The sequence below is a fragment of the Nocardiopsis dassonvillei subsp. dassonvillei DSM 43111 genome (genome assembly GCF_000092985.1).
GTDB classification, from domain to species: Bacteria; Actinomycetota; Actinomycetes; order Streptosporangiales; family Streptosporangiaceae; genus Nocardiopsis; species Nocardiopsis dassonvillei.
In genome coordinates, this window is sequence record NC_014211.1 from 343,338 (window position 1) to 364,339 (window position 21,002).

General features: G+C 72.9%; 14 protein-coding genes. 7 read left to right on the forward strand and 7 right to left on the reverse strand.

The genetic code is table 11. The features are described 5' to 3' along the window. Window positions 1–310 precede the first annotated feature (310 nt). Entirely contained in the window at window positions 311–2,233 is a 1,923-nt protein-coding gene (locus NDAS_RS25710) for a trypsin-like peptidase domain-containing protein (RefSeq protein WP_013156186.1), read from the reverse strand. A 335-nt stretch (window positions 2,234–2,568) separates the two neighbouring features. Between NDAS_RS25710 and NDAS_RS25715 the strand changes: the two genes are divergently transcribed. Continuing rightward, a complete protein-coding gene (locus NDAS_RS25715) occupies window positions 2,569–3,174 on the forward strand; it encodes a response regulator transcription factor (RefSeq protein ID WP_019610142.1) in 606 nt (201 codons plus the stop codon). Window positions 3,175–3,277: 103 nt separating this feature from the next. Here the strand turns inward: NDAS_RS25715 and NDAS_RS25720 are convergent, their stop codons facing one another. Beyond that, window positions 3,278–5,464 (reverse strand): SpoIIE family protein phosphatase, encoded by a 2,187-nt coding sequence (locus NDAS_RS25720; protein WP_013156188.1) that lies wholly within the window; start codon window positions 5,462–5,464, stop codon window positions 3,278–3,280. 455 nt (window positions 5,465–5,919) lie between these two features. Between NDAS_RS25720 and NDAS_RS25725 the strand changes: the two genes are divergently transcribed. Together NDAS_RS25725 and NDAS_RS25730 are read left to right on the forward strand one after the other, a co-directional pair. Next, the gene (locus NDAS_RS25725; protein WP_013156189.1) at window positions 5,920–10,356 is read left to right on the forward strand and encodes a HAMP domain-containing protein; all 4,437 of its coding nucleotides are present in this window, start codon (window positions 5,920–5,922) and stop codon (window positions 10,354–10,356) included. A gap of 6 nt (window positions 10,357–10,362) precedes the next feature. Then, on the forward strand, window positions 10,363–11,001 hold the full coding sequence (locus NDAS_RS25730) for a response regulator (protein WP_013156190.1): 639 nt from the start codon (window positions 10,363–10,365) through the stop codon (window positions 10,999–11,001). Window positions 11,002–11,168: 167 nt separating this feature from the next. Here NDAS_RS25730 and NDAS_RS25735 read toward each other — a convergent pair whose 3' ends face one another. Beyond that, window positions 11,169–12,338, reverse strand: coding sequence for a GAF domain-containing protein (locus NDAS_RS25735; RefSeq protein WP_013156191.1), 1,170 nt, complete (start codon window positions 12,336–12,338; stop codon window positions 11,169–11,171). A gap of 113 nt (window positions 12,339–12,451) precedes the next feature. Between NDAS_RS25735 and NDAS_RS25740 the strand changes: the two genes are divergently transcribed. After that, a complete protein-coding gene (locus NDAS_RS25740; protein ID WP_013156192.1) occupies window positions 12,452–13,213 on the forward strand; it encodes a GAF and ANTAR domain-containing protein in 762 nt (253 codons plus the stop codon). A 96-nt stretch (window positions 13,214–13,309) separates the two neighbouring features. Beyond that, complete coding sequence (locus tag NDAS_RS25745) at window positions 13,310–13,657, forward strand: STAS domain-containing protein (RefSeq protein ID WP_013156193.1); 348 nt, start codon at window positions 13,310–13,312, stop codon at window positions 13,655–13,657. Here NDAS_RS25745 and NDAS_RS25750 read toward each other — a convergent pair. Continuing rightward, on the reverse strand, window positions 13,647–14,618 hold the full coding sequence (locus tag NDAS_RS25750; protein WP_013156194.1) for an anti-sigma factor RsbA family regulatory protein: 972 nt from the start codon (window positions 14,616–14,618) through the stop codon (window positions 13,647–13,649). The genes NDAS_RS25745 and NDAS_RS25750 overlap by 11 nt on opposite strands. Before the next feature lie 131 nt (window positions 14,619–14,749). Beyond that, entirely contained in the window at window positions 14,750–16,027 is a 1,278-nt protein-coding gene (locus tag NDAS_RS25755; RefSeq protein WP_013156195.1) for a glycosyltransferase, read from the reverse strand. A gap of 828 nt (window positions 16,028–16,855) precedes the next feature. On the opposite strand from NDAS_RS25755, the gene NDAS_RS25760 reads away from it, so the two are divergent. Next, the gene (locus NDAS_RS25760) at window positions 16,856–17,617 is read left to right on the forward strand and encodes a PP2C family protein-serine/threonine phosphatase (protein WP_013156196.1); all 762 of its coding nucleotides are present in this window, start codon (window positions 16,856–16,858) and stop codon (window positions 17,615–17,617) included. Window positions 17,618–17,864: 247 nt separating this feature from the next. On the opposite strand, the gene NDAS_RS29685 is transcribed toward NDAS_RS25760, so the two are convergent. Then, window positions 17,865–19,169, reverse strand: a complete 1,305-nt coding sequence (locus NDAS_RS29685) for a copper resistance CopC family protein (protein ID WP_013156197.1) — start codon at window positions 19,167–19,169, stop codon at window positions 17,865–17,867. Between the two features lie 183 nt (window positions 19,170–19,352). Next, window positions 19,353–19,622 carry a WhiB family transcriptional regulator gene (locus tag NDAS_RS25770; protein ID WP_013156198.1) on the reverse strand — a complete coding sequence of 90 codons (270 nt, stop codon included), beginning with the start codon at window positions 19,620–19,622 and terminating at the stop codon, window positions 19,353–19,355. 814 nt (window positions 19,623–20,436) lie between these two features. Between NDAS_RS25770 and ectA the strand changes: the two genes are divergently transcribed. Then, the gene (gene ectA / locus NDAS_RS25775; RefSeq protein WP_019610152.1) at window positions 20,437–20,934 is read left to right on the forward strand and encodes a diaminobutyrate acetyltransferase; all 498 of its coding nucleotides are present in this window, start codon (window positions 20,437–20,439) and stop codon (window positions 20,932–20,934) included. Window positions 20,935–21,002: the final 68 nt, after the last annotated feature.

A 21,002-nucleotide genomic window follows, 5' to 3' on the forward strand; every position in this document is an offset into this window, starting at 1 on the left:
CCGAGTGTGGGTCACCCGCGTTGACCCCCGCCGACCTCTCGGTGGCCGCCGGGCGACCGCTCGGTGGCACGCGGCGCGGGGGAGGGAACCCCCGCGCCCCTTCCGCCTACCCACAAGTCCGGCCGCGCCGACAGACAACGGACCGCGGCTCGCGTGCCCCGGACCCGCTCCGCCGCGCACACGCCGCGCGGCCCCGATCCGCCGCGCCTTCGGTCCGTGACCGTCCCGCCCGCCGCCGGGCACACGACGGGCGGCCCCGGACCCGAGGGTCCGAGGCCGCCCGTGTGCGGGGGAACCGGGGTCTCGCCCGTCAGTTCCCGCCCTCCTCGTTCTGGGCCGCCTCCACGCTCTGCTCCCCGAGCGTCACCGTGACCTCCTCCTCGGAGCCGCTGCCGCCGTCGGGGACGACCCCCAGGGTCACCTCCTCGCCGGGCTGGCGGATCCGGATCTGCGCGATCAGCTCGTCCGGCGTGGACACCTGCTCGCCGTCCACGGACACCACCACGTCACCGGCCTGGAGCCCGGCCTCGGCGGCCGCGCCGCCCTCGGTGACCTCCACGATCTCCGCGCCGCCGACGCGGGAGTTGGTGATGGTCGCCTCGATCGCCGGGTAGCTCGCGCTGCCGTCCTCGACCAGCTGCTCCGCGATGGGGCGGACCTGGTTGATCGGGATGGCGAAGCCCAGCCCCACCGAGCCGCTGTCCTGCGAGACGCCCGCGATCGCGGTGTTGATCCCGATGACCTCGCCGTTCATGTTCACCAGCGGGCCGCCCGAGTTGCCGGGGTTGATCGCCGCGTCCGTCTGGATCGCGTTGATCACCGTGGACGTCTGCCCGGACTGCCCGGTGTTCACCGGACGGTTCAGCGCGCTGACCACACCCGTGGTCACCGTGCCCGACAGCCCCAGCGGGGAACCGATCGCGACCACCTCGGCGCCCACGCCGACCTGCTCGGAGTCGCCGAGGGCGGCCGGGGTGAGGTCGTTGCGCCCCTCCGCCTGGATCACCGCGATGTCGGAGACCGGGTCCGATCCCAGGACCTCGGCGCGCGCGGAGCTGCCGTCATTGAACAGCACCTCGATCGGACCGCCCTCGGCGGCGGCCACGACGTGCGCGTTGGTGAGGATCTGGCCGTCGGAGGAGATGACCACACCGCTGCCGCCGCCGTTGGCGGTGCGGATGGACACCACGCTCGGCAGGACCGTGTCGGCGACCTCGCCCACCTCGCCCTCGGTCTGCGTGCTCTCCTGCTCCTGGTTGAGCGAGCTGATCGGCCCGCTCAGGCCGTTGGGGAACAGGTAGGCGGTGCCCAGGGCCGTCATCGGGCCCACGATGAGGCTCGTGACCAGGGCGGTGATCGCGGCGACGGTCACGATCCTGCCGGAGCCGCGTTTCCCGCCGCTTCCCTGCGGGGGCACCGACCCGGGGAAGGCGCCGCCGAACGGGGGCTGCCCGCCGTGGCCGCCGTGGTCCCCGGGACCGCCGGGGCCGCCTGCCCCGAACGCGCCGCCGTCACCGTACGGCGGCTGCCCGTGCCCGACCGGCCCGTGGGGGCCGTTCTGCCCGCCGTGCGGGGGAGCGGGGTGGTGGGCGGAGAACTGCTCGTGCTGGCCGCCTGCGGCGGCGCCGTAGCCGCCCCCGGGCGGCGGGAAGGTGTAGGAGGCGTGCTCCGGGTCGTTGGGCCCGGTGGCCCACCTCGGCGGCTGTCCGGGCGGGGAGAAGGTCGGCCCCGTCCCCGCGGGGCCGGTCTCCGGCCACCCGTGCCGCTCGGCCCCCGGGTGTCCGCCCTGCTGGGACGGGAATCCCTCCCCCGTCTGTCCGGCCGCAGCGTACCCGCCGCTCCGCTCGGCGCCGGGGTGCCCGCCGGGCTGCTCGCCGCTCTGCCACACGCCGGTGTACCCGCCGGGCTCGTGCTGCGCGGGCCGCTCCACGCGCTCGCCCGGCTCCCCGGCCCCGGACTCCCCGCCGGCCCCCTGCGACTCGGAACCCCCGAAGGACCGCTGGGGCCCGGCGTGCTCGGCCCCGTGGGTCAGGTCGTCCTGTCCGGCGGGGACACCCCCGTGCTCCCCGCCGGACGCGCCGCGGACATCGGTCCCGTCACCTGTGGAGGAGCCCCCCTCGTGCGGGCCGGAGGGCCCCGCCTGGTCGGCGGGCTCGGCGGGACGGTGCTCGGGAAGCCCGCTCCCGGCCGCCGCACCGGGCTCGGTACCTGCACTCGGTTCGTTGGGGTTCAACTCATCCTCCGGCTGACGGGACGATGTTCAGTGACGTGTTCCATCATGCGGCGCATGGGTTAGAACAGGGTGAGAGCGCGATATGCCGGGGTTTCGAGTCCTTCCGCCCCTGCCGTGCCCCCGCTCGGTCCGCGTCGGCGGTCCCGTGGCCCAGCGCCGTCGGACCGGGCCGTCGGTGACCGGCCCCGAGGTCCGTGAGAGCATCCGAACCCCGATACTGCGACCCGACACGTCGCCCGTTACCCCGGCGCGCTTCCCGTAGGCGCCGTATGCACCACAATGCCCGAAACGATATCGTGCCGAAGCCCAAGCGAGACACCGGAGAAGAGCCGACCTTGATCAAGATCGTGCTGGCCGATGACGAACACCTCGTGCGGGGGGCCATCGCCGCCCTCCTCGGACTGGAGGACGACCTGGAGGTCGTCGCCGAGGTCGGCCGGGGCGACGAGGTGGTCGACGCCGTCCTCCGGCACGGCGCCGAGATCGCCGTCCTGGACATCGAGATGCCCGGCGCCACCGGGCTGGAGGTGGCCGCGCGGCTGCGGACGGACGCCCCCGACTGCGGCGTCGTCATCCTCACCAGCTTCGGCCGCCCCGGCTACCTGCGCCGCGCCCTGTCCTCCGGCGCGCGCGGCTTCCTGGCCAAGGACGCCCCCGTCGACCAGCTCGCGGGCGCCATCCGCCGTGTGCACGAGGGCGGGCGCTACATCGACACCGACCTCGCCGCCGCCGCGATGGTCGGCGGCGAGAGCCCGCTCACCGACCGCGAGACCGAGGTGCTGCGCGCCGCCTCCGACGGCGCCACCGTCGCCAGGATCGCCGCCGCCCTCCACCTGACCGAGGGCACCGTGCGCAACTACCTCTCCAACGCCATCGGCAAGACCGGCGCCGACAACCGCATGTCCGCCATCCGCACCGCCCAGGACATGGGCTGGCTGTAGGCCCCGCCGGGCCCCGGCAGACCGGGGCGCCGGCCGGAGCGGTCGCCGGTGCGGCGTGCGGGGTCCCCCCGCCCCCGGCCGGGCCGCCCCGGGGAGGCTCGGCCTAGAGGAAGCGCAGCACCAGCATCGCGGTGTCGTCGCTGCGCCCGCCCGGGGCGTACTCCTCCAGCTCCCGGTCGATGCGGCTGATCACCGCCTGGGCGGTCAGCCCCGCGCAGCCGGAGAAGATCTCCATCAGCCCCTCGTCGCCGAGCATGTCCGTGTTGCTGCGCCGCTCGGTCACGCCGTCGGTCACCGCCAGCACCACCTCGCCGGGGCGGATGTCCACGTTCTCGGTCGTGAACCCCACGTCCTCGAACGCGCCCAGCAGCGGCTGCGAGGCGCCGAACGGCAGTACCTCGCCCTTCTGGTTCAGCCGCAGCGGCAGCGGGTGCCCGGCCGAGACCATCCGCAGCCGCATCCCGCCCCCGCCGTCCGTGGCCGGGGTCATCTCCCCGTACAGCATCGTCAGGAACCGGGTCGAGGTGTTCTCGTCCAGGATCGCCATGTTCAGCCGCTGCATGATGTGCGAGGGCGTGAACCCCTCCTTGGCCAGCGCCCGCAGCGTGTGCCGCGCCAGACCGGTCACGGCCGCCGCCTCCGGGCCCGTCCCGCACACGTCGCCGATGGCGAAGCACCACCGGCCGCTCGCCGCGAACACGTCGTAGAAGTCCCCGCCCACCACGTTGCGCTCGTCGGCCGGACGGTAGAACACCGCGTGGTCCACGTTCGGGATCACCGGCTCCTTCTCCTTGGCCGGCAGCAGGCTGCGCTGGAGGGCGTCGCTCATCGCGGCCTGCTTCTCGTGCAGCCGCGCGTTCTCCATCGCCGACGCCACCCGGCTGCTCAGGTCGTCGGCGACGTCCACCTCCTCGCGGGTGAAGTCGTCCGACTCGTTCTTGCCGATCGTCATCCGCCCCAGCGCGCGCCCGTGCGCCACCAGCGGGACGCAGATCGCCGGACCGCTCGCCAGCTCCCGGACGAGCTGTTCGTCCAGCCCCTCCTTGGCCAGCTCGGCCGGGGACCACAGCGGCTGCGGCTCCCTCTGCTCGTGCGGCGGCAGCCCGGTCAGCAGCGCGCGCAGGATGTCGTTGTAGTTCTCGTCGCTGTGCACCACGTGCGTCAGCTGCGAGACGCCCATCTCGTTGATCGTCTCGATGGCGCACCACCGGCCCAGCCGCGAGGTGATCAGCTGCGCCGCCAGCGCGCCCGTCATCCGCTCGTCCAGCGTGCCCGCGAGCAGGTCGCTGGCCTCGGCCAGGAAGCTCAGCGAGGCCCGCCTGCTCAGCTCCACCTCGGCCAGCCGGGCCCTCTCCACCGGCAGCGCGATCAGGTTCGCGCCCTCCTGGAGCCGCTTGGCCGCCGACGCCCCGAAGTGCCGGGCCCGCCGGGAGGCCACCCCCAGCAGGCCGACCACCCGCCCGTCCACGATGAGCGGCGCCGTGACCAGCGAACGCATCCCCGCCCGCGACAGGCGCCCCCGGCTGGCGCGGGCGATCATCAGGTCGTCGTTGATCACCGCGCCCGGCTCCGGCGCCGACGACGGGAAGATCTCCTCCGTGCGCACGCGCAGCGGCCGCCACGGGGCGCCGCCCGGGGTCAGCCCGACCGCGGCGCGCACCTCCCACATGGTCTCGTCGGACGTGGCCAGCGTGATGTAGGCCGCGTCCGCGCCCAGCGCCGTGGCCGAGTGCTCCACGGTGCGCTCCAGCAGCTGCGGCAGGGACAGCCGCGAGCCCAGGGCGGAGTCCAGCGCCGACCACGGGGCGGGGCGCCCGGTACGGGAGGGGCTCCTGCGCACCGGCGGGGACTCCAGGGAGGCGCGCTCCCCCGAGTCGTCCTCGATCCGGAACCACACGGCCTTGTCGTTGCGCCCGTAGCTCACGCCCCAGCTCGACGCGATCGCCGACGCCAGGGCCAGCCCCAGACCGCCGGTGCGCCCGTTCTCCCGGGACGGGGAGGTGTCCACCGACAGGGGACCGGCCTGCGGGACCGCGCGTTCGGGCACGGAGTCGGTGACCATCACCTCGGTCGCGCCCTCCGACCGGCGCACGGTCACGTCCAGGGACGAGCGCGCGTGGATGACGGCGTTGGTGACCAGCTCGCTCACCAGCAGGATCACGTCGTCGGAGGGGTCGGTCACACCCCAGGACAGGAGGGTGTCGTGAACGAACTCGCGGGCCGCCGCCGCGGTCTCCGGGGCGGGAGGGAACTCTCGTCGAGCGACCTTCGACGCGTCGTGTGCTGGCAAGCCGTCGGTGTCCTTCGTCACTGGATGCGTGCGCGGGGGGTGGTGGTCACTGCCACGATACGCGTGCCGGGGTGACCGGTGCCGCGCGAACCGTCACTTCCGCCCGGCGGTCCGTGCTCCCGGGGGCCGCCCGGCGGTCGTACTCACGGGGGCCGCGCTCCCGGGGACCGCGCCGAACCTGCCCGCCTCCGGACGCGGCGGCGGGCGGACAACATCGCCAAGCCACCTGTGCGGGGCGGTCCGGGCGGTTAGTGTAAGTCGACACATGCGCTTCTTTCGGGTGGTACCTCTCACCGGTAGCGTGACGGGGGTGCCACCAGGGGGCCGGCGCGGCGGACGCCGCGTGGCCCCCTGTCCCGTGCGCGCTCCGCGGGGCCGATCCGCCCGCGGGCGCCCGGCCCACGGGGGCCGGGACGGGAGGCCGAGGTGGCGGAGCAGGCTGAGGAGGGGGTTCGATGCCCGAGGCGGTCAAGGAACTGGCGGCCGACGACCAGCTCGACGAGATTCTGCGGGCCCTGTACCGCATGCGCGACGGCGACTTCAGCGTCCGTCTGCGCAAGCGCGGCGGCGGCACCATGCGGGAGATCGCGTCCGTCTTCAACGAGGTGGTCGACCACAGCGAACAGCTCAGCGACGAACTCCAGCGCGTCGGCGACGTCGTCCGCAACGAGGGCAGGCTCAACGAGCGCGTCAACGTCAACCCCGCCCGGGGCGCCTGGGGCGAGAGCGCCCAGGCGCTCAACCTCCTGCTCGACGAGGTCGCCGAACCCGTGACCGACGTCGCCGGGGTCCTGGACTCGGTCGCGGAGGGCCAGCTCAGCCGCCGCGCCTCCACCGAGGGCCGCCGCGGCGAGCTCAAGGGCGACCTGCTGCGCCTGGCCACCACGGTCAACCGCATGGCCGACCAGATGAGCGGCTTCGCCGGGGAGGTCACCCGTGTGGCCCGCGAGGTGGGCACCGAGGGCAAGCTCGGCGGCACCGCGCAGGTCGAGGGGGTCTCCGGAGCCTGGCGCGAGGTGACCGAGTCGGTCAACCAGATGTCCTCGCGCCTGACCGACCAGATGCGCGACATCTCCGAGGTGACCACCGCCGTCGCCCGCGGCGACCTCAGCCGCAAGATCACGGTGGACGTACAGGGCGAGATGCTCGACCTCAAGGACACCGTCAACACCATGGTGGACCAGCTGTCCACCTTCGCCGACGAGGTCACCCGTGTGGCCCGCGAGGTGGGCACCGAGGGCAAGCTCGGCGGCCGCGCCAACGTGCGCGGCGTGCGGGGCATCTGGAAGGACCTCACCGAGAACGTCAACTCGATGGCGGACAACCTCACCAACCAGGTGCGCGACATCTCCCAGGTGACGACCTCCGTGGCCCGCGGCGACCTCACCCAGAAGGTCCAGGTCGACGTGCAGGGCGAGATGCTCGCCCTGAAGAACACCGTGAACACCATGGTCGACCAGCTCGACTCCTTCGCCGACGAGGTCACGCGCGTGGCGCGCGAGGTCGGTACGGAGGGCAAGCTGGGCGGCCGGGCCAACGTCAAGGGCGTGTCGGGCATCTGGAAGGACCTGACCGACAACGTCAACTCCATGGCCAACAGCCTCACCTACCAGGTCCGCAACATCTCCCAGGTGACGACGGCGGTCGCCACCGGTGACCTCACCAAGAAGATCACCGTGGACGCCCAGGGGGAGATGCTCGACCTCAAGGACACCATCAACAAGATGGTCGACCAGCTGGACTCCTTCGCCGGCGAGGTGACCAGGGTCGCCCGTGAGGTGGGCACGGAGGGCAAGCTGGCCGGACAGGCCCACGTCCGCGACGTGTCCGGGGTCTGGAAGGACCTGACCGACAACGTCAACTCCATGGCCAACAACCTGACCTACCAGGTGCGCCAGATCTCCATGGTCACGCGCGCGGTGGCCGCGGGCGACCTGACCAAGAAGGTCACGGTCAACGCCAAGGGCGAGATCCTGGAGCTGAAGGACACCATCAACGTCATGGTGGACCAGCTCTCCGCGTTCGCCGACGAGGTCACCCGGGTGGCCCGCGAGGTCGGCACCGAGGGCAAACTGGGCGGCCGAGCCGACGTCAAGGGCGTCTCCGGCATCTGGAACGACCTCACCGAGAACGTCAACTCGATGTCGCACAACCTCACCACGCAGGTGCGCAACATCTCCGAGGTGACCACGGCCGTGGCGGCGGGCGACCTCAACAAGAAGATCGACGTCAACGCCCAGGGGGAGATCCTGGAGCTCAAGACGACGGTCAACACCATGGTCGACCAGCTGTCGGCGTTCGCCACCGAGGTCACCCGCGTGGCCCACGAGGTGGGCAGCCAGGGCCAGCTGGGCGGCCAGGCCAAGGTCGAGGGCGTGACCGGCACCTGGAAGCAGCTCACCGACAGCGTGAACGGCCTGGCGGGCAACCTGACCACGCAGGTGCGGGCGATCGCCGAGGTCGCCAACGCCGTCGCCAAGGGCGACCTGACCCGCAACATCCAGGTCGACGCCCGCGGTGAGATGGAGCAGCTCAAGCACAACATCAACCTGATGGTGTCCAACCTGCGCGAGACCACCGCCACCCAGCGCGACGCCGACTGGCTCAAGTCCAACGTGGCCCGTATCTCCGGCCACATCCAGGGCCACCGCGACCTCAAGGAGCTGGCCCGCCTCATCATGACCGAGGTGACGCCGCTCATCGGCGCCCAGCACGGCGCCTGCTACCTGCCCGAGGACCAGGACGACCAGGAGAACTTCCTGTTCTACGCGGGCTTCGGCTTCGACCCCGACGAGGACCGCCGCCGCGTCCGCGCGGGCATCGGCCTGGTCGGCGAGGCCCTCGCCCAGCAGGTGGAACAGCAGATCTCCAACATCCCGCCGGACTACGTCAAGGTCCGGTCGGGCCTGGGCGAGGCCTCCCCGCGCAACCTGTACATCCTGCCGATCGTCTCCGAGGGGCGCTCGCTGGGCGCCATCGAGTTCGCCTCCTACGACGACTTCCGCGAGAGCCACAAGAACTTCCTGCGCCAGCTGGTGAGCCTGCTCGGCACCACCATCAACACCATCCTGGCCAACAACCGCACCGAGGACCTGCTCGAACAGTCCCAGCAGCTCACCAGCCAGCTCAGGGAACGCTCCAACGAGCTCCAGCGCCAACAGGAGGAGCTGCGCGGCAAGAACGCCGAGCTCCGCCAGAAGGCCACCCAGCTCGCCAACCAGAACCGGGCGATCGAGCTCCAGAACCAGCAGATCCAGCGCTCCCGCAACGCCCTGGAGGAGCGCGCCCACCAGCTCCAGGTCTCCTCCAAGTACAAGTCCGAGTTCCTGGCGAACATGTCCCACGAGCTGCGCACGCCGCTCAACAGCCTGCTGATCCTGGCCCGCCTGCTCGCCGACAACGCCGAGCAGAACCTGTCCGCCAAGCAGGTCGAGTTCGCCCAGACCATCCACAAGGCGGGCAGCGACCTGCTGCTGCTCATCGACGAGATCCTCGACCTGTCCAAGGTGGAGGCCGGGCGCGCCGAGGTGCAGCCCAGCGAGGTCTCCATCGCCCAGCTGGTCGACTACGTCGAGGCCACCTTCCGCCCGGTCACCGGGGACCAGGGGCTCGCCTTCGCCGTGGACGTGTCGCCGGACATCCCCGGCACGCTGTGGACCGACGAGCAGCGGCTCCAGCAGATACTGCGCAACCTGCTCTCCAACGCCGTCAAGTTCACCCCGCAGGGGGAGGTGCGGCTGCTCATCGAGCCCGCGTGGGCGCTGGAGGACGCCGACCTGGAGATGTTCGTCGAGAACGAGGAGGTCATCGCGTTCACCGTGGCCGACACCGGCATCGGGATCGCCGAGGACAAGCTCCAGGTCATCTTCGAGGCCTTCCACCAGGGCGACGGCGGCACCTCGCGGCGCTTCGGCGGAACCGGCCTCGGCCTGTCCATCAGCCGCAACTTCGCCCGGCTGCTGGGCGGCGAGATCCGCGTGCAGAGCGTGCCCAACCAGGGCTCCACCTTCACGCTGCTGCTCCCGGTGCGCCTGCCCGACGACGCGGGGGAGCGGGCCGAGGAGGCCGGGTCCCCGATCCGCGGCCTGAGCGGCATGGACTCGGCGCCGATGCTCGATTCGGGCCGGGGCGCGGACACCGGCGGCTTCGGCTCCTCCCCGCTGGACGACGGCTTCTCCATGCCGGACGAGGACTTCGACGCGGCACTGGCAGCCCTCACCGACATCAGCGACGAGCCGCTGCCCACGGTCCCGGTGCTCAAGGCGCCCGAGACCCACGCGGCGGCCGCCGAGGGCGAGGCGCCCGAGCAGCCGGCCGAGTCCGAGCCGCGCACCGACCCCGAGCGGCGGGCCGTGCTGAGCGGCCAGCGGGTCCTCATCGTCGACGACGACGTCCGCAACGTCTTCGCGCTCACCAGCGCTCTGGAGGCGCAGGGCCTGGAGGTCCTCTACGCTGACAACGGACACGCCGGAATCGCCAAGCTGGAGGCCAACGAGGACATCGCGCTCGTCCTGATGGACGTGATGATGCCCGAGCTGGACGGCAACCAGACCACCCAGCGGATCCGGGAGATGCCGCAGTTCGCCGGTCTGCCGATCATCTCGCTCACCGCCAAGGCGATGCAGGGGGACCGCGAGCGCAGCCTCGCGGCGGGAGCCACGGACTACGTGACCAAGCCGGTCGACCTGGACCACCTGCTGGACGTCATGCGGCGCTGGCTCACCGCGGGACGCGAGGAGACCATCGCCGGAGCGGCGGCCGACGGCGGGGGCGGCGCGGTCCCGGACGGGCACAGCCGCGCGACGTCCGGGCCGGAGGAGGCCGGCGCCGGGCATGACAATGATCCGAACGGGGAGACTGGCACCAGCACCCCGAGCGAAGACCTGGAGTAACCCGACGTGACCCAGAAGGCCAACATCCTTCTCGTCGACGACCGCGACGAGAACCTGATCGCGCTGGAGGCCGCACTCACCTCACTCGACCAGAACCTGGTCAGGGCCAACTCCGGTGAGGAGGCGCTCAAGCACCTTCTGGGCACCGACTTCGCGGTCATCCTGCTCGACGTGGTCATGCCGGGGATGGACGGCTTCGAGACCGCCGCGCACATCAAGCAGCGCGAGAAGACCAAGGACGTGCCGATCATCTTCCTGACCGCCCAGGAGGTCGACCGGCACCAGGTCTTCCGCGGCTACGCCTCGCGCGCGGTGGACTTCCTGCTCAAGCCGTTCGACCCCTGGGTGCTGCGCTCCAAGGTCGAGGTGTTCGTGGAGCTGCACCAGCTCAAGGCGCAGATGCGCGAACAGGCCCGCGCCCTCCAGCGCGGCCTGGGCCAGGAGACCGGCGAGCCCGGAAAGGTCCTGGCCGAGCAGCTGGCGCAGCGCTCCCGCCAGGTCCAGACCGACCTCGCCCAGCTGCGCGAGCACATCGTGACCAACTACCAGGACGTGGACCAGAGCCTCGTGGACGGCGTGCGCCGGGTGGACAGCGCGGTCTCGCGCCTGTCCACCCTGGTGGACACACTCCACGGCCCCGAATGACGAGGGCCCTCATCCTGGGAGGATTCCCCTTCGGGGGCTGGCCCGGGCGCCCGCGTGGCTCTGGAGGTGGCGGAGGCGGGTTTCCGCGGGAGGGCTGCGCCGCAGGCCTCGCTTGAGGGTGGTGGCGGGCGACGGGTGGGAGGAGCGGAGCCCCCAAGAAACGCCCCTCAGGCGGAGGGCCGGGGCGGCAGGGCCAGGCCGATGTGCTCGCCGATCTCCTCGATCAGGCCCAGGTCGGCCAGGCGGAAGCTGCCCCGGTTGCTGCGGCGGATCAGGGTGAGCGCGCCGCGCACGCCCCGGCTGCCCCGCAGGGGGACCGACAACAGCGACCCCGCGCCCAGCATCGACAGCAGCGGCGCTCCGGACGGGGCGTGGCCCAGCACGGCCTCGTCCTCGATCAGCGGGAACAGCAGGGACTGGCCCCGCTCCAGCACCTCGCCCGGGATGGCGGAGTCGCCGGGCGCCGCCGAGGCCACCGCCTCCCTCTGCGCCGGGAGCGCGTCGGCCGGCCCCGCGACCACGGCGCGGCGGGGCGCCACGGAGGAGGTGGGCAGGTCGCACACGTCCACGACCACCCAGTCGGCGTAGGAGTCGGCCAGCAGGTCGGCCGCGTCCGCGAGCGCGAGCGGTTCGCCCGCACCGCCCGGGCCGGCCGAGCGCAGCAGCAGCCGCGTCATCCGGGTCAGCACGTCCAGCCTGCGCGCGGCCAGCACCACCACCTGGTCCTCCACCTCCGTCTCCAGCGGGGCGGGGCCCTCCTCCTCGGCGCCGTTCATCGGCGGCGACATCGCCACCAGCACCAGCGGGTTGGGCTCGGTGGGCAGCTCCAGGCGCGTCAGGGTCAGGTGCACGTCCTCGGCCCAGCCGCGCTGGGCCAGCCGGGACTCCAGCGCGGCGTCGCCGTCGCCGCGCAGCACCGCGGCCAGCCAGGACTGCATGGCCGCGCGCTTGCGCAGGTCGACGAAGTGGGCGAAGGGCTTGCCGGTGAGGTAGCCCGGCGCGCTGCCCAGCCGCGCGGCCCCGGAGTTGTTGATGCGCCGGATGTAGCCCTCGTGGTCCAGCAGCACGGTGGGGACGCTCAGCTCCTGGAACATCGCGCGGAGCAGGGCCCGGTCGCCGTCGTCGCCCTGGCGGCGCGGCTCGGGCTGGGCGTGGGCCCGGGCCAGTTCGGCCCCCGCGTCGCCCAGCAGGCGTTCGGCGTACTCCAGTTCGGCCAGGGCCGCCTCGGCGGTGCCCTGGGCGTCGTCGGGATACATGGTGTGCGTGTTGCGCAGGGCCGCGATGCGTTCACCCAGTGCGGTGATCTCACGCTGCAACCCGGCGAGGTTCTCCGACACGCTCAGGTCTCCCGTCGTGGATGGCGTCTTCCCGAAGCGGGCGGATGTCCGCTGCCGCGGTCTTCCAAGGTTACGGTTAGTCCGAGCCCGGAAACGGCAAGGAGGCCCCGACTGTGTGGATCGAACGCCTGGCCCGGGATATCGGCGCGCTGGGACAGGCGGATGGCACCACCCTGGAACGGGCCCTGGACCAGATGAGCAGGGCCGCGGCCCTGGGCGTCCCCGGCTGCTCGGCCGCGCTCGTCGTGGTCTGGCGCGAGGTCGAGGGGGCCGACGGCTCCGTGCGGCACGTGGTCACCGACTACGGAGCCTCCCACGCGGACCTGTCCGCGGCCTTCGAGCACCAGTACACCACCGACCAGGGGCCCACCGTCGAGGCCGTCCGCGAGATGGGCCGGGTGCGGGTGGGCGACATCCTGCGCGAACCCCACCGCTGGCCCCGCTACACCAGCATGGCGGTCCAGTGCGGGGACCGCTCCTCCATCACCCTGCCCAGTCTGCTGCCCGGCGAGGGCGACGACCGGGTGATCACCTTCGGCGTGCACTCCGGCCGGGCCGACGCCTTCGACGAGGAGGTCGTCGCCCCGCTGACCGCCCTGCTCGCCGAGCACGCCGCCGTGTCGCTGTACAGTGCCGGACGCCAGGCCGACGTGGCCAGGGAGACCGCCCACATGCGCCGGGCCATGTCCGCGCGTACGGTGATCGACCAGGCCAAGGGCATCATCATGCACGCCCGCGGCTGCGACGCCGACACCGCCTTCGCCGCGCTGCGCGAGGTCGCCCAGCGCAACCGCAAACGGGTGGTGGACGTGGCCCGCGACCTCGTGGCGGAGAACACCGGTCCCCAGCCCCGGATGCGCCCCGACCGAAGGTGAACGGGCGGGCAACACCGGGCGATGAGTCCCGAGCGTGATCGAAAAGCGCCATGATGAGGGCTCGGGGCCCTCCCGGAACAAGAAGGAGAAGTGACCGTGACGTCAGACATCTCGATCCGTCGCGAGGATGACGTCGTCGTCGTCACCCCCGCGGGGGAGATGGACGCGGTGACCTCTCCCGCGCTGGCCGACGTCCTCGACGGCCTCCTGGCCGCCGAGCCTCCCCGGGGGGTGGTGGTCGACCTCGCCAAGGTGTCCTTCTGCGACTCGCGCTGCATCGGCGTGCTCGTCGCCGCCTACCGGCAGGCGCGCGACCTGGGCGTGGGCCTGATGGTCGCCGAGCCCCAGCCGCAGGTCAACCGCCTGTTCGTGATAGCCGGGATCGACCAGGTCATCCCGATCGCGGGCAGCACCGGAGCCGCGGCGGACTCCCTCAGGGGCTGAGCGGGGCCCGCGTCCCTGGTTCCCGGACGGTCCCGGACTCCCCGGCCCCGTCCACGAAGTGCAGCCGTACCAGGGAGCCCTCGCCGCTGCCGCTGATCTCCAGGAAGTCGCAGGTCTGCCGGGTGATCCACAGCCCGTACCCGCGCGGGCGCATGCTGTCGGCCGGGCGGTAGCCGGTGAGCGGGTCGAAGAGCCCGCCGCGCTCGTCGAACACGTCGCACACCCACCGCCCGGGGGCGCGCCAGACCTGCACGGTGCCCTTGCCCGCCCCGTGCTCCAGCACGTTGGCGGCCAGCTCGTTGACCGCCACCACCAGGCTGTCGATCCGCTCGGGCGGGAACCCCATGGACTCGCCGAGCGCCGCCAGGTCGGCGCGCAGCCGCGGCAGGGACAGCCCGATCTCCAGCCGGTGCGCGGGTCCGCTGACCGGCAGCGGCTCCGGGGCGACCGGCCGGGTGCCGAACGCGGCCGTGCCCAGGTAGGCGGGGTTGGGGCGGGGCCCGTCGGACTCCACCAGCACCGGGTGGGTGGCCACGACCGCGGACCGCGTCCGCGTGGTCAGGTCGCGGTCGTCGTGGACGCACAGCAGGCTCAGCCGCTGCGGGGCCAGCGCCGTGGACAGCACCGACTCCAGCCGGTGCCACTCGCGCAGCTCCATCCCCGAGACCGGCAGCGGCGGCTCGGCCACCACGACCACCGGCACGGGGGCGTGGACCAGCGCCAGGCGGTGCAGGGCGGCCAGGGTGCGCCCCGGGGCGTCGTAGAACCGGTTCCGCTCCAGGACGTGCACGCGCTCGCGCTCGGAGGCCGACAGCGCCCCGGTGAGCGCTGCCGCGCGTTCGCCGGAGACCGCGAGCACCGTGTGGGCGTTTTCGCGTACGGCTGAGCGCAACCGCTGCCGGGCCACCTCGTGGAACCGCTGCTCGCGGCGGAAGAGCAGTCCCTGGTGTTCGAAGGTCATCGGTACGTGGTGTCCGCGCCCGGGGCCGACCGTCCGGCCGCCGGGCGCCACTGTCTGTGTACCCGCTGCGGCCCCTCGGAGGAAACCCCGGGGGGCCGGTGGGCCGGGCACGCTGTGAGGGCGGGCACGGCTCAGTGCGCGGTCCCGGACAGTAGCAGACCGTCCGTCTCGTCCTCGTCGGCGCGGTCCTGTTCCGTCTGCTGCGGGCGGGAGCGCTCGTAGGCGAGCTCCGTCTCGACGGCGATCCGCTGCCAGGTGAACCGGGAGCGGGCCCGGTCCACGGCGGCGATGCCGTACGCGGTGCTCATGGTCGGGGTGTTGAGGACCGCGCGCACGGAGCGCACGACCTCGTCGGGGCGGCCGAAGCGCATCAGCACGCCGCTGGTGCGGTGCAGGACGGCCCCCGGGGTGGCGCCGGTGGCGGTGGCCACCACGGGCAGGCCGCACGCCATGGCCTCCAGCACGGCCCCGCCGTAGGGGTCGTAGGAGGCGGCGGACACGTACACGTCCGCGGAGCGCAGCAGGCGCGGCAGCTCCTTGCGCTCCACGGGCCCGGCCAGGTGGACGCGGTCGTTCACCCCGGCCTCCTTGGCCAGGAGCTCGATCCGGCGGGCGTTCTCGTCCAGGGCCACGTCCAGGTCCTCGGCGGTGGAGACGAGCAGCAGCTCCGCCTCGGGGAGGCGGGTCATGGCCTCCACGAGCCGGTCGGCGCCGCCGGCCTCGGTCAGGGAGGTGACCGAGACCAGGCGGGCGCGCTCCTCGCGCCGGGAGTGCCAGTGCTCGGCGGAGGCGCTGCCCTCCACGCTGAAGTGGTCGGGGTCCACACCGAAGGGCACGACGTTGACGTGGTGGCGGGGGACGCCCAGGCGGGCCAGCTCGACCTGCTGGTCGGTGGAGTTGACCAGCACGCGGTCGGCGCGCGAGGCGAGGATGGTCTCCATGCGGGCGCGCTCGGGGTGGTGGCCGAGGCCGGAGCGCTGCTCGCTGGCGTTGAGGGAGTGGAAGGTCTGCACGAGGGGCGTGCCGGTCTGGTCGCTCTCGCTGTGCGCCTGCGCGTGCAGGGCGGCCAGGCCGCTGGTCCAGCCGATCGCGTGCAGGACGTCGGGGCTGTCCTCGTCCAGGACGGAGGCCAGGGCGCTGCCGAAGGCGCCGGTGTGCTCGGCGTGCTCCTCGGGGGACAGCGGCCGGGCCGGGCCGGCGTCCAGGTAGGCGACGGAGACGCCGCGCGCCATGCGGGTGCGGCCGTCGGGCTGGTCGGGGTCACTGCGGCGGGCGTAGACCGTCACCCGGTGGCCCCGCTTGGCCAGCTGCCGGGACAGGGCGCACACGTGCAGGCTGGCGGGGCAGGCGGGCTCGCCCCTGTGGGCGGGGAGGGGGTTGGCGTGTTCGGCGACCATCGCGATCTTCACTGGGCTGAACTCCTTGGACACGGTCTCATCCGGTGTCCGTCGTAGGTGTGCCCGAGGCGACTCCGGAGCGGGGATCGGAGTCCTCACGGGCGGGGCTGGGGCCGTGGCGCCGGTTCCCGGGCCGTGGGGCCGGGAACCGGCGGGAAGGTGGCTGCGGGGGGAGGCGGGGCGCGGTCAGGGGAGGGCGGCACACGGTGCCGGACGGCGCGCCGGTGGAGGCCTCCCGGCAGCACGAGGAGCCGTAGGCGCGTGGCGCGTACGGCTGCGGCTGAACGGAGGGGGGAGAGGAAGAAAGAAGGGAAGACGCACGGAGATCACACCAAACGACCGGTCGGGGAAGACTGGGGCCACCGTGCGTGACAGGATGATGCCGCACGGGGCTGGTCGTGTGTGTCTGCGTCTTAGACACCCAACGGGGTTCATTCTGCCAGACGGTTCGCGTCTCGACAACGTGACGCGAATCCGACACCAAGAACCGCGGGGGTTCGGTGCTGTCCGTAACCCCGGAGTTCTCCCGGTTGGTCTGCGGTTTCGCGGTACCCGTGGGTGGCCCCTGTCGGGTCGGCCGCACCGCCGCTACTGTCAGACCGGAACACCGGGAGTGCCCGGCGCGCACCGCGGATCGCCCGGCACGGCACGTCCGGCGGCGGGAACCGGGGCGGGAACTGCGTATCCGGGTGTTTTCCGCCATGATGTACGCGGATTTTGACCCACTCCGGCGGTGGCTCGGTACGGTGACAGAATCCAGACGTTGAACGGGACTCGACCAAGGCCCGGCGCGGGGCGCCGGGCAACCGGCCACGGCCGATGAAACGGGAGGAAGGGCGTATGGGTGTCGCTGGTGGGGAAGTCATTGTCACGGCCCTCACGCACCGGGGCGCTATCCGCCCCGCCAACGAGGACGCCGTCGTCATGGGTGCCCTGACCGTCGCCAGTGCGAACATGACCTCGCCGGTGCGTTGCGTCCTCCCGGTCGGGGAGCCCGTCATCCTGGCGGTCGCCGACGGGATCGGCGGTCAGGCCGCGGGGGAGATCGCCTCCGAGCACGCCGTGCACCGCATGGCCGAGATGGGTCCGCGGCTCAGCGGCCCCGAGGAGATAGCCCAGCTGCTGAGCAACATCGACGAGGAGATCAAGGACCACGCCACCCAGCACACCGAGTTCTCCGGCATGGGGACCACGGTCGCGGGCGTCCTGCTCAACAACGACGGCAACTTCTGGTTCAACGTCGGCGACTCCCGCACCTACCGCCTGGAGGGGCGCCGCCTGCGCCAGCTCTCGGAGGACGACTCGCCCGCGCTGCCCCCGTCCGAGGACGGCCGTCCGGTCACCACGAACTTCATCACCCAGTCCCTGGGCGGCAGTTCGGGCGGCACGATGGTCCCGCACGTGGGCCGGGACGACGCGGCCGACCCCAGCGCCTGGCTCATGTGCAGCGACGGCCTGTCCGACCTGGTCCTGCCCGAGGAGATGGAGCGGATGATCGCCGAGGCGGGCAGCGACGAGGCCGCCGTGTACGCCCTGTGGCAGGCCGCCATGGAGGCGGGCGGCAAGGACAACATCAGCATCCTGCTGGCACGCCGCGTCTGACCCGTCCCGCCCGACCCGGCCCCGACGGTCGGCCGGCGTTCCCGACCGAGCCGGTTCCGCCCACCGGCCCCGCCCCCTCCACCCACCAGCCTCCCCCGACGCACGGCCCCCGCGCGAGCGGACGCCGCCGACGCCCCCGTGTCCGCCCTCCCCGTCGCGGGGCGGGCGGACCGGGCACCGAACACGACGAGGGGCCCGCACGCCCTCCCCGCGGGGAGGCGCGTACGGGCCCCTCGGCCTTCCGGTACTACTTCTGCCCGGCGTCCCCGCCCGGGCGCCTGCGCATGCGCACGGCCACGAGCACGACCGCGGCGATGCCGGCGACCGCGACGACGGCCACGACCGCCAGCGCCACCGGTGACACGCCGCCCGACTCCTCCTCGGCCGCGGCCTCGTCCGCGTTCGCCTCGCCGGAGGGCCCCTGCGCCTGCTCCTGCGCCGTCTCCCCGGCGGGCTCCTGCGCGGTCTCGCTCTCCTCGGGCTCCGGCGCCGCCGCGGCGACGGCCTCCTCGGTCACCGAGAACGTCAGGGTGTCCTGGATCGGGTGGCCGTCGGAGGAGACCACGCGGAACCCGATGGTGTACTCACCGGCCTGGTCCAGCGGGGCCAGACCCACCGACACGTCCGTGCCGTCGAAGGTCAGGTCCCCCTCCTCGTAGGTGGTCTCCTCGTCCGGCCCCGTGACGACGACGGCGCTGCCGCTGCCGCCCTCCATCGGCGAGTTGTTGAAGCTCAGCACGACCTCCTCGGGCACGGTGTCCAGGGTGGCCCCGTCCTCCGGGTTGGACCCGGTCAGGACGTCGTGCGCCAGCGCGGGCGAGGGGGCCAGGGCCAGGGCGGCCGCGGCGAGGGGGGCGAGTACGGCGGCGGCCGCGCGCGCAAGCGCGCGTGCGGGGGCCGCGGTGTCGGGGGTGCGGGTGGTGGTCATGTCTTCCCTCAGTTCTCGGTACGTTCCGGCGTGCGCGCGGGGGCGTCGTGGAAGGACGCCCGGGAGGAGGGGAGGTCCGCGCGGGCCGTGCGCCGAGAGCGCGACGGGCGGGGGAGCGGTACGGGAGGCGGCGCACGCGACCGGTACGCGGGCGCCGAACGCGATGCCGGGCACGCGCAGCGGCGGCAGGGCCCGGGTGAGCAGGGCGGTCAGGAACCACAGGGCCGCCTCGCCGTGGGCGAGCAGCGCCGACGCCAGCAGGGCCGCCCACAGGTGCGCGAACAGCATGCCGGGCGCGAGGCCGAGGGTGTGGGTGAGCAGGCCGTGCCCGGTGTGGTCGGCGCCGGTGTCGAGGACCCCGGGGACGGGTTCGCCCGAACCCTGGAACACCAGGTGCAGGAGGATCTGCACGCAGGCCATGACGGCGAAGATGTCGCCGAACCCGCGCATCGTGCGGGTGAAGTACCACAGCAGGGGGAACAGGACCGCGGTCGCCGCGGCCAGCCCTCCGGGGGAGGCGGGCGCCGCGGCCCACAGGTTGTGCCCGCCCCAGGCAAGCCCCGTGCACGCAGCGGCCAGAAGGGCCGTGCGCAGGAGGCGGAGTGTGCCGTGAGCGGGTCGCACGAGAAAGAACCTAGGCCGTGCCCCGGAGGGTCGCAAGATCCCCTGGGGACGGCGGACGCGCGGCCCGGGCGGACCGGGCGGACCGGCGCGGGACGCGGACGAGGCGGGGCCGGACCGGGGGAGGGAGCGAGGGGCTGGACCGCCGGGCGGGCCGACGCCCTCCGGCGGTCCCCGTCGCCCTCGTCAGTGACGACCGGCGGGGACGAGTTCGCGGCGCATGTAGCGGCGCTCCTCGGGGGTGGTCCCACCCCAGACTCCGTGGGCCTCTCCCGCCCGCAGGGCCCACCGCAGGCACTCTTGGCGAACAGTACAGCTGCGGCAGACGGCGATGGCCTGCTCGGTGTCGGCGCGCCCGATCCCGGTGCTGCTCACCGGAAAGAAGATCTCCGGGTCCTGCGAGCGGCAGTTGCCCTGCAGGACCCAGTCCTCGCTCTCGTGGTACAGGCGGTTCACGGGCGCCTCCGATCCGTGGCTGGTGGTCCCTGGCCCCGTGCCGCGTCACCACGGCCGGGTCAGGGGGTTTCTCCGCCCCACCGCCCTCGGGTGATCGACCCGGGAACTGCGGCGCGGCGATGCGACCAATTGTAGTACGACTCAACGTAGTACTACACGGAGTCTGCGCGAAAAGACCGGAAATCTCAAGGGCGCCTCCGGGGGGCGGGCCGCCCCCGCCCGCGGGCGCGCCCCGGGGTGGGGGCTGGGGCCCGACCCTCCCCCTGCCCCCACGCGGCCGCGCCAAAGGCCGCGTCCTTGCGCGTGTCGGCGTTTCGGGTGTGCCGGCAGCTCCTTCCGGCGTACCGTGTGGCGCGGGCGCGGAGCCCCCAAGTGGCGTTATGTCGCGAGCTTTCCACCGAATTGATGTGACTTAACGCACGCTTAATATTGCTCCGCGAGGATCTATGTTTGACCCTGACGGTTGTCGGTCCACCGAACGCCGGCGACCGCCCTCCCCGGCGGAGCCCCGAGCCCGCCCCACACGGCCGCGGCGCCGAACCCCCTGTTGGGCGGGGCGTGAGCGTGTGTCCCGTCCGCTCCCGGACGTCCCCCGAAAGTCCAGGTCAGAGCTTTGGGGCGCCGCTAAATAAACAGGCCATACCCGTGGGCGGTCTGCCCAAACATCCGCGAGCGGCCTCCACGAAATGTCATTGACATTCGTTCGCTAAATTCGATCGACGTGCCACATCTACGAACGAACCTCCAAGCACGCGACCGGACTGACACCGGGGCCACGGCCTCGGAAAATCCAGGTGCCGCGGGCCGTGGAGGCGTGCGCCTGTCGCACCCGTCCCCGGAGGACGGACCGCACATGTGGCGGCTGGCGCGGGAGAACGGCATGGACGCCAACTCCCCGTACGCCTACGCGCTCTGGTGCCGGGACTTCGCCACGACCAGCGTCGTCGCCCGCGACGACGAGGGCCGTGTCGCGGCCTACGTCACCGGTTACGTGCGGCCCGACGACCCCGACACCTACTTCCTCTGGCAGGTCGCCGTCGACTCCGCGTACCGCGGACAGGGGCTGGCCCGCCGGATGCTCGACTTCGTCGGCGACCGGATCACCGACCGCGGCCTGCGCTACCTCGAAGCGACCGTCACCGCCGACAACACCGCCTCCCGCGCCCTGTTCGCCTCGTTCGCCCGGGACCGGGGCGCCGAGGCGGTGTGGAGTCCGCTCTTCACCGGGGAACACTTCCCCCAGGAGGACACCCCCCACGACCCCGAGGACCTCGTACGCATCGGACCTCTCGGAGCCGGGCCCGGAGCATGACCGACCGTCCGCACCGGACCCGTTCGACCCACCCCGTCGCCCAAGCCATGAGCCCACGAACCTGGGAT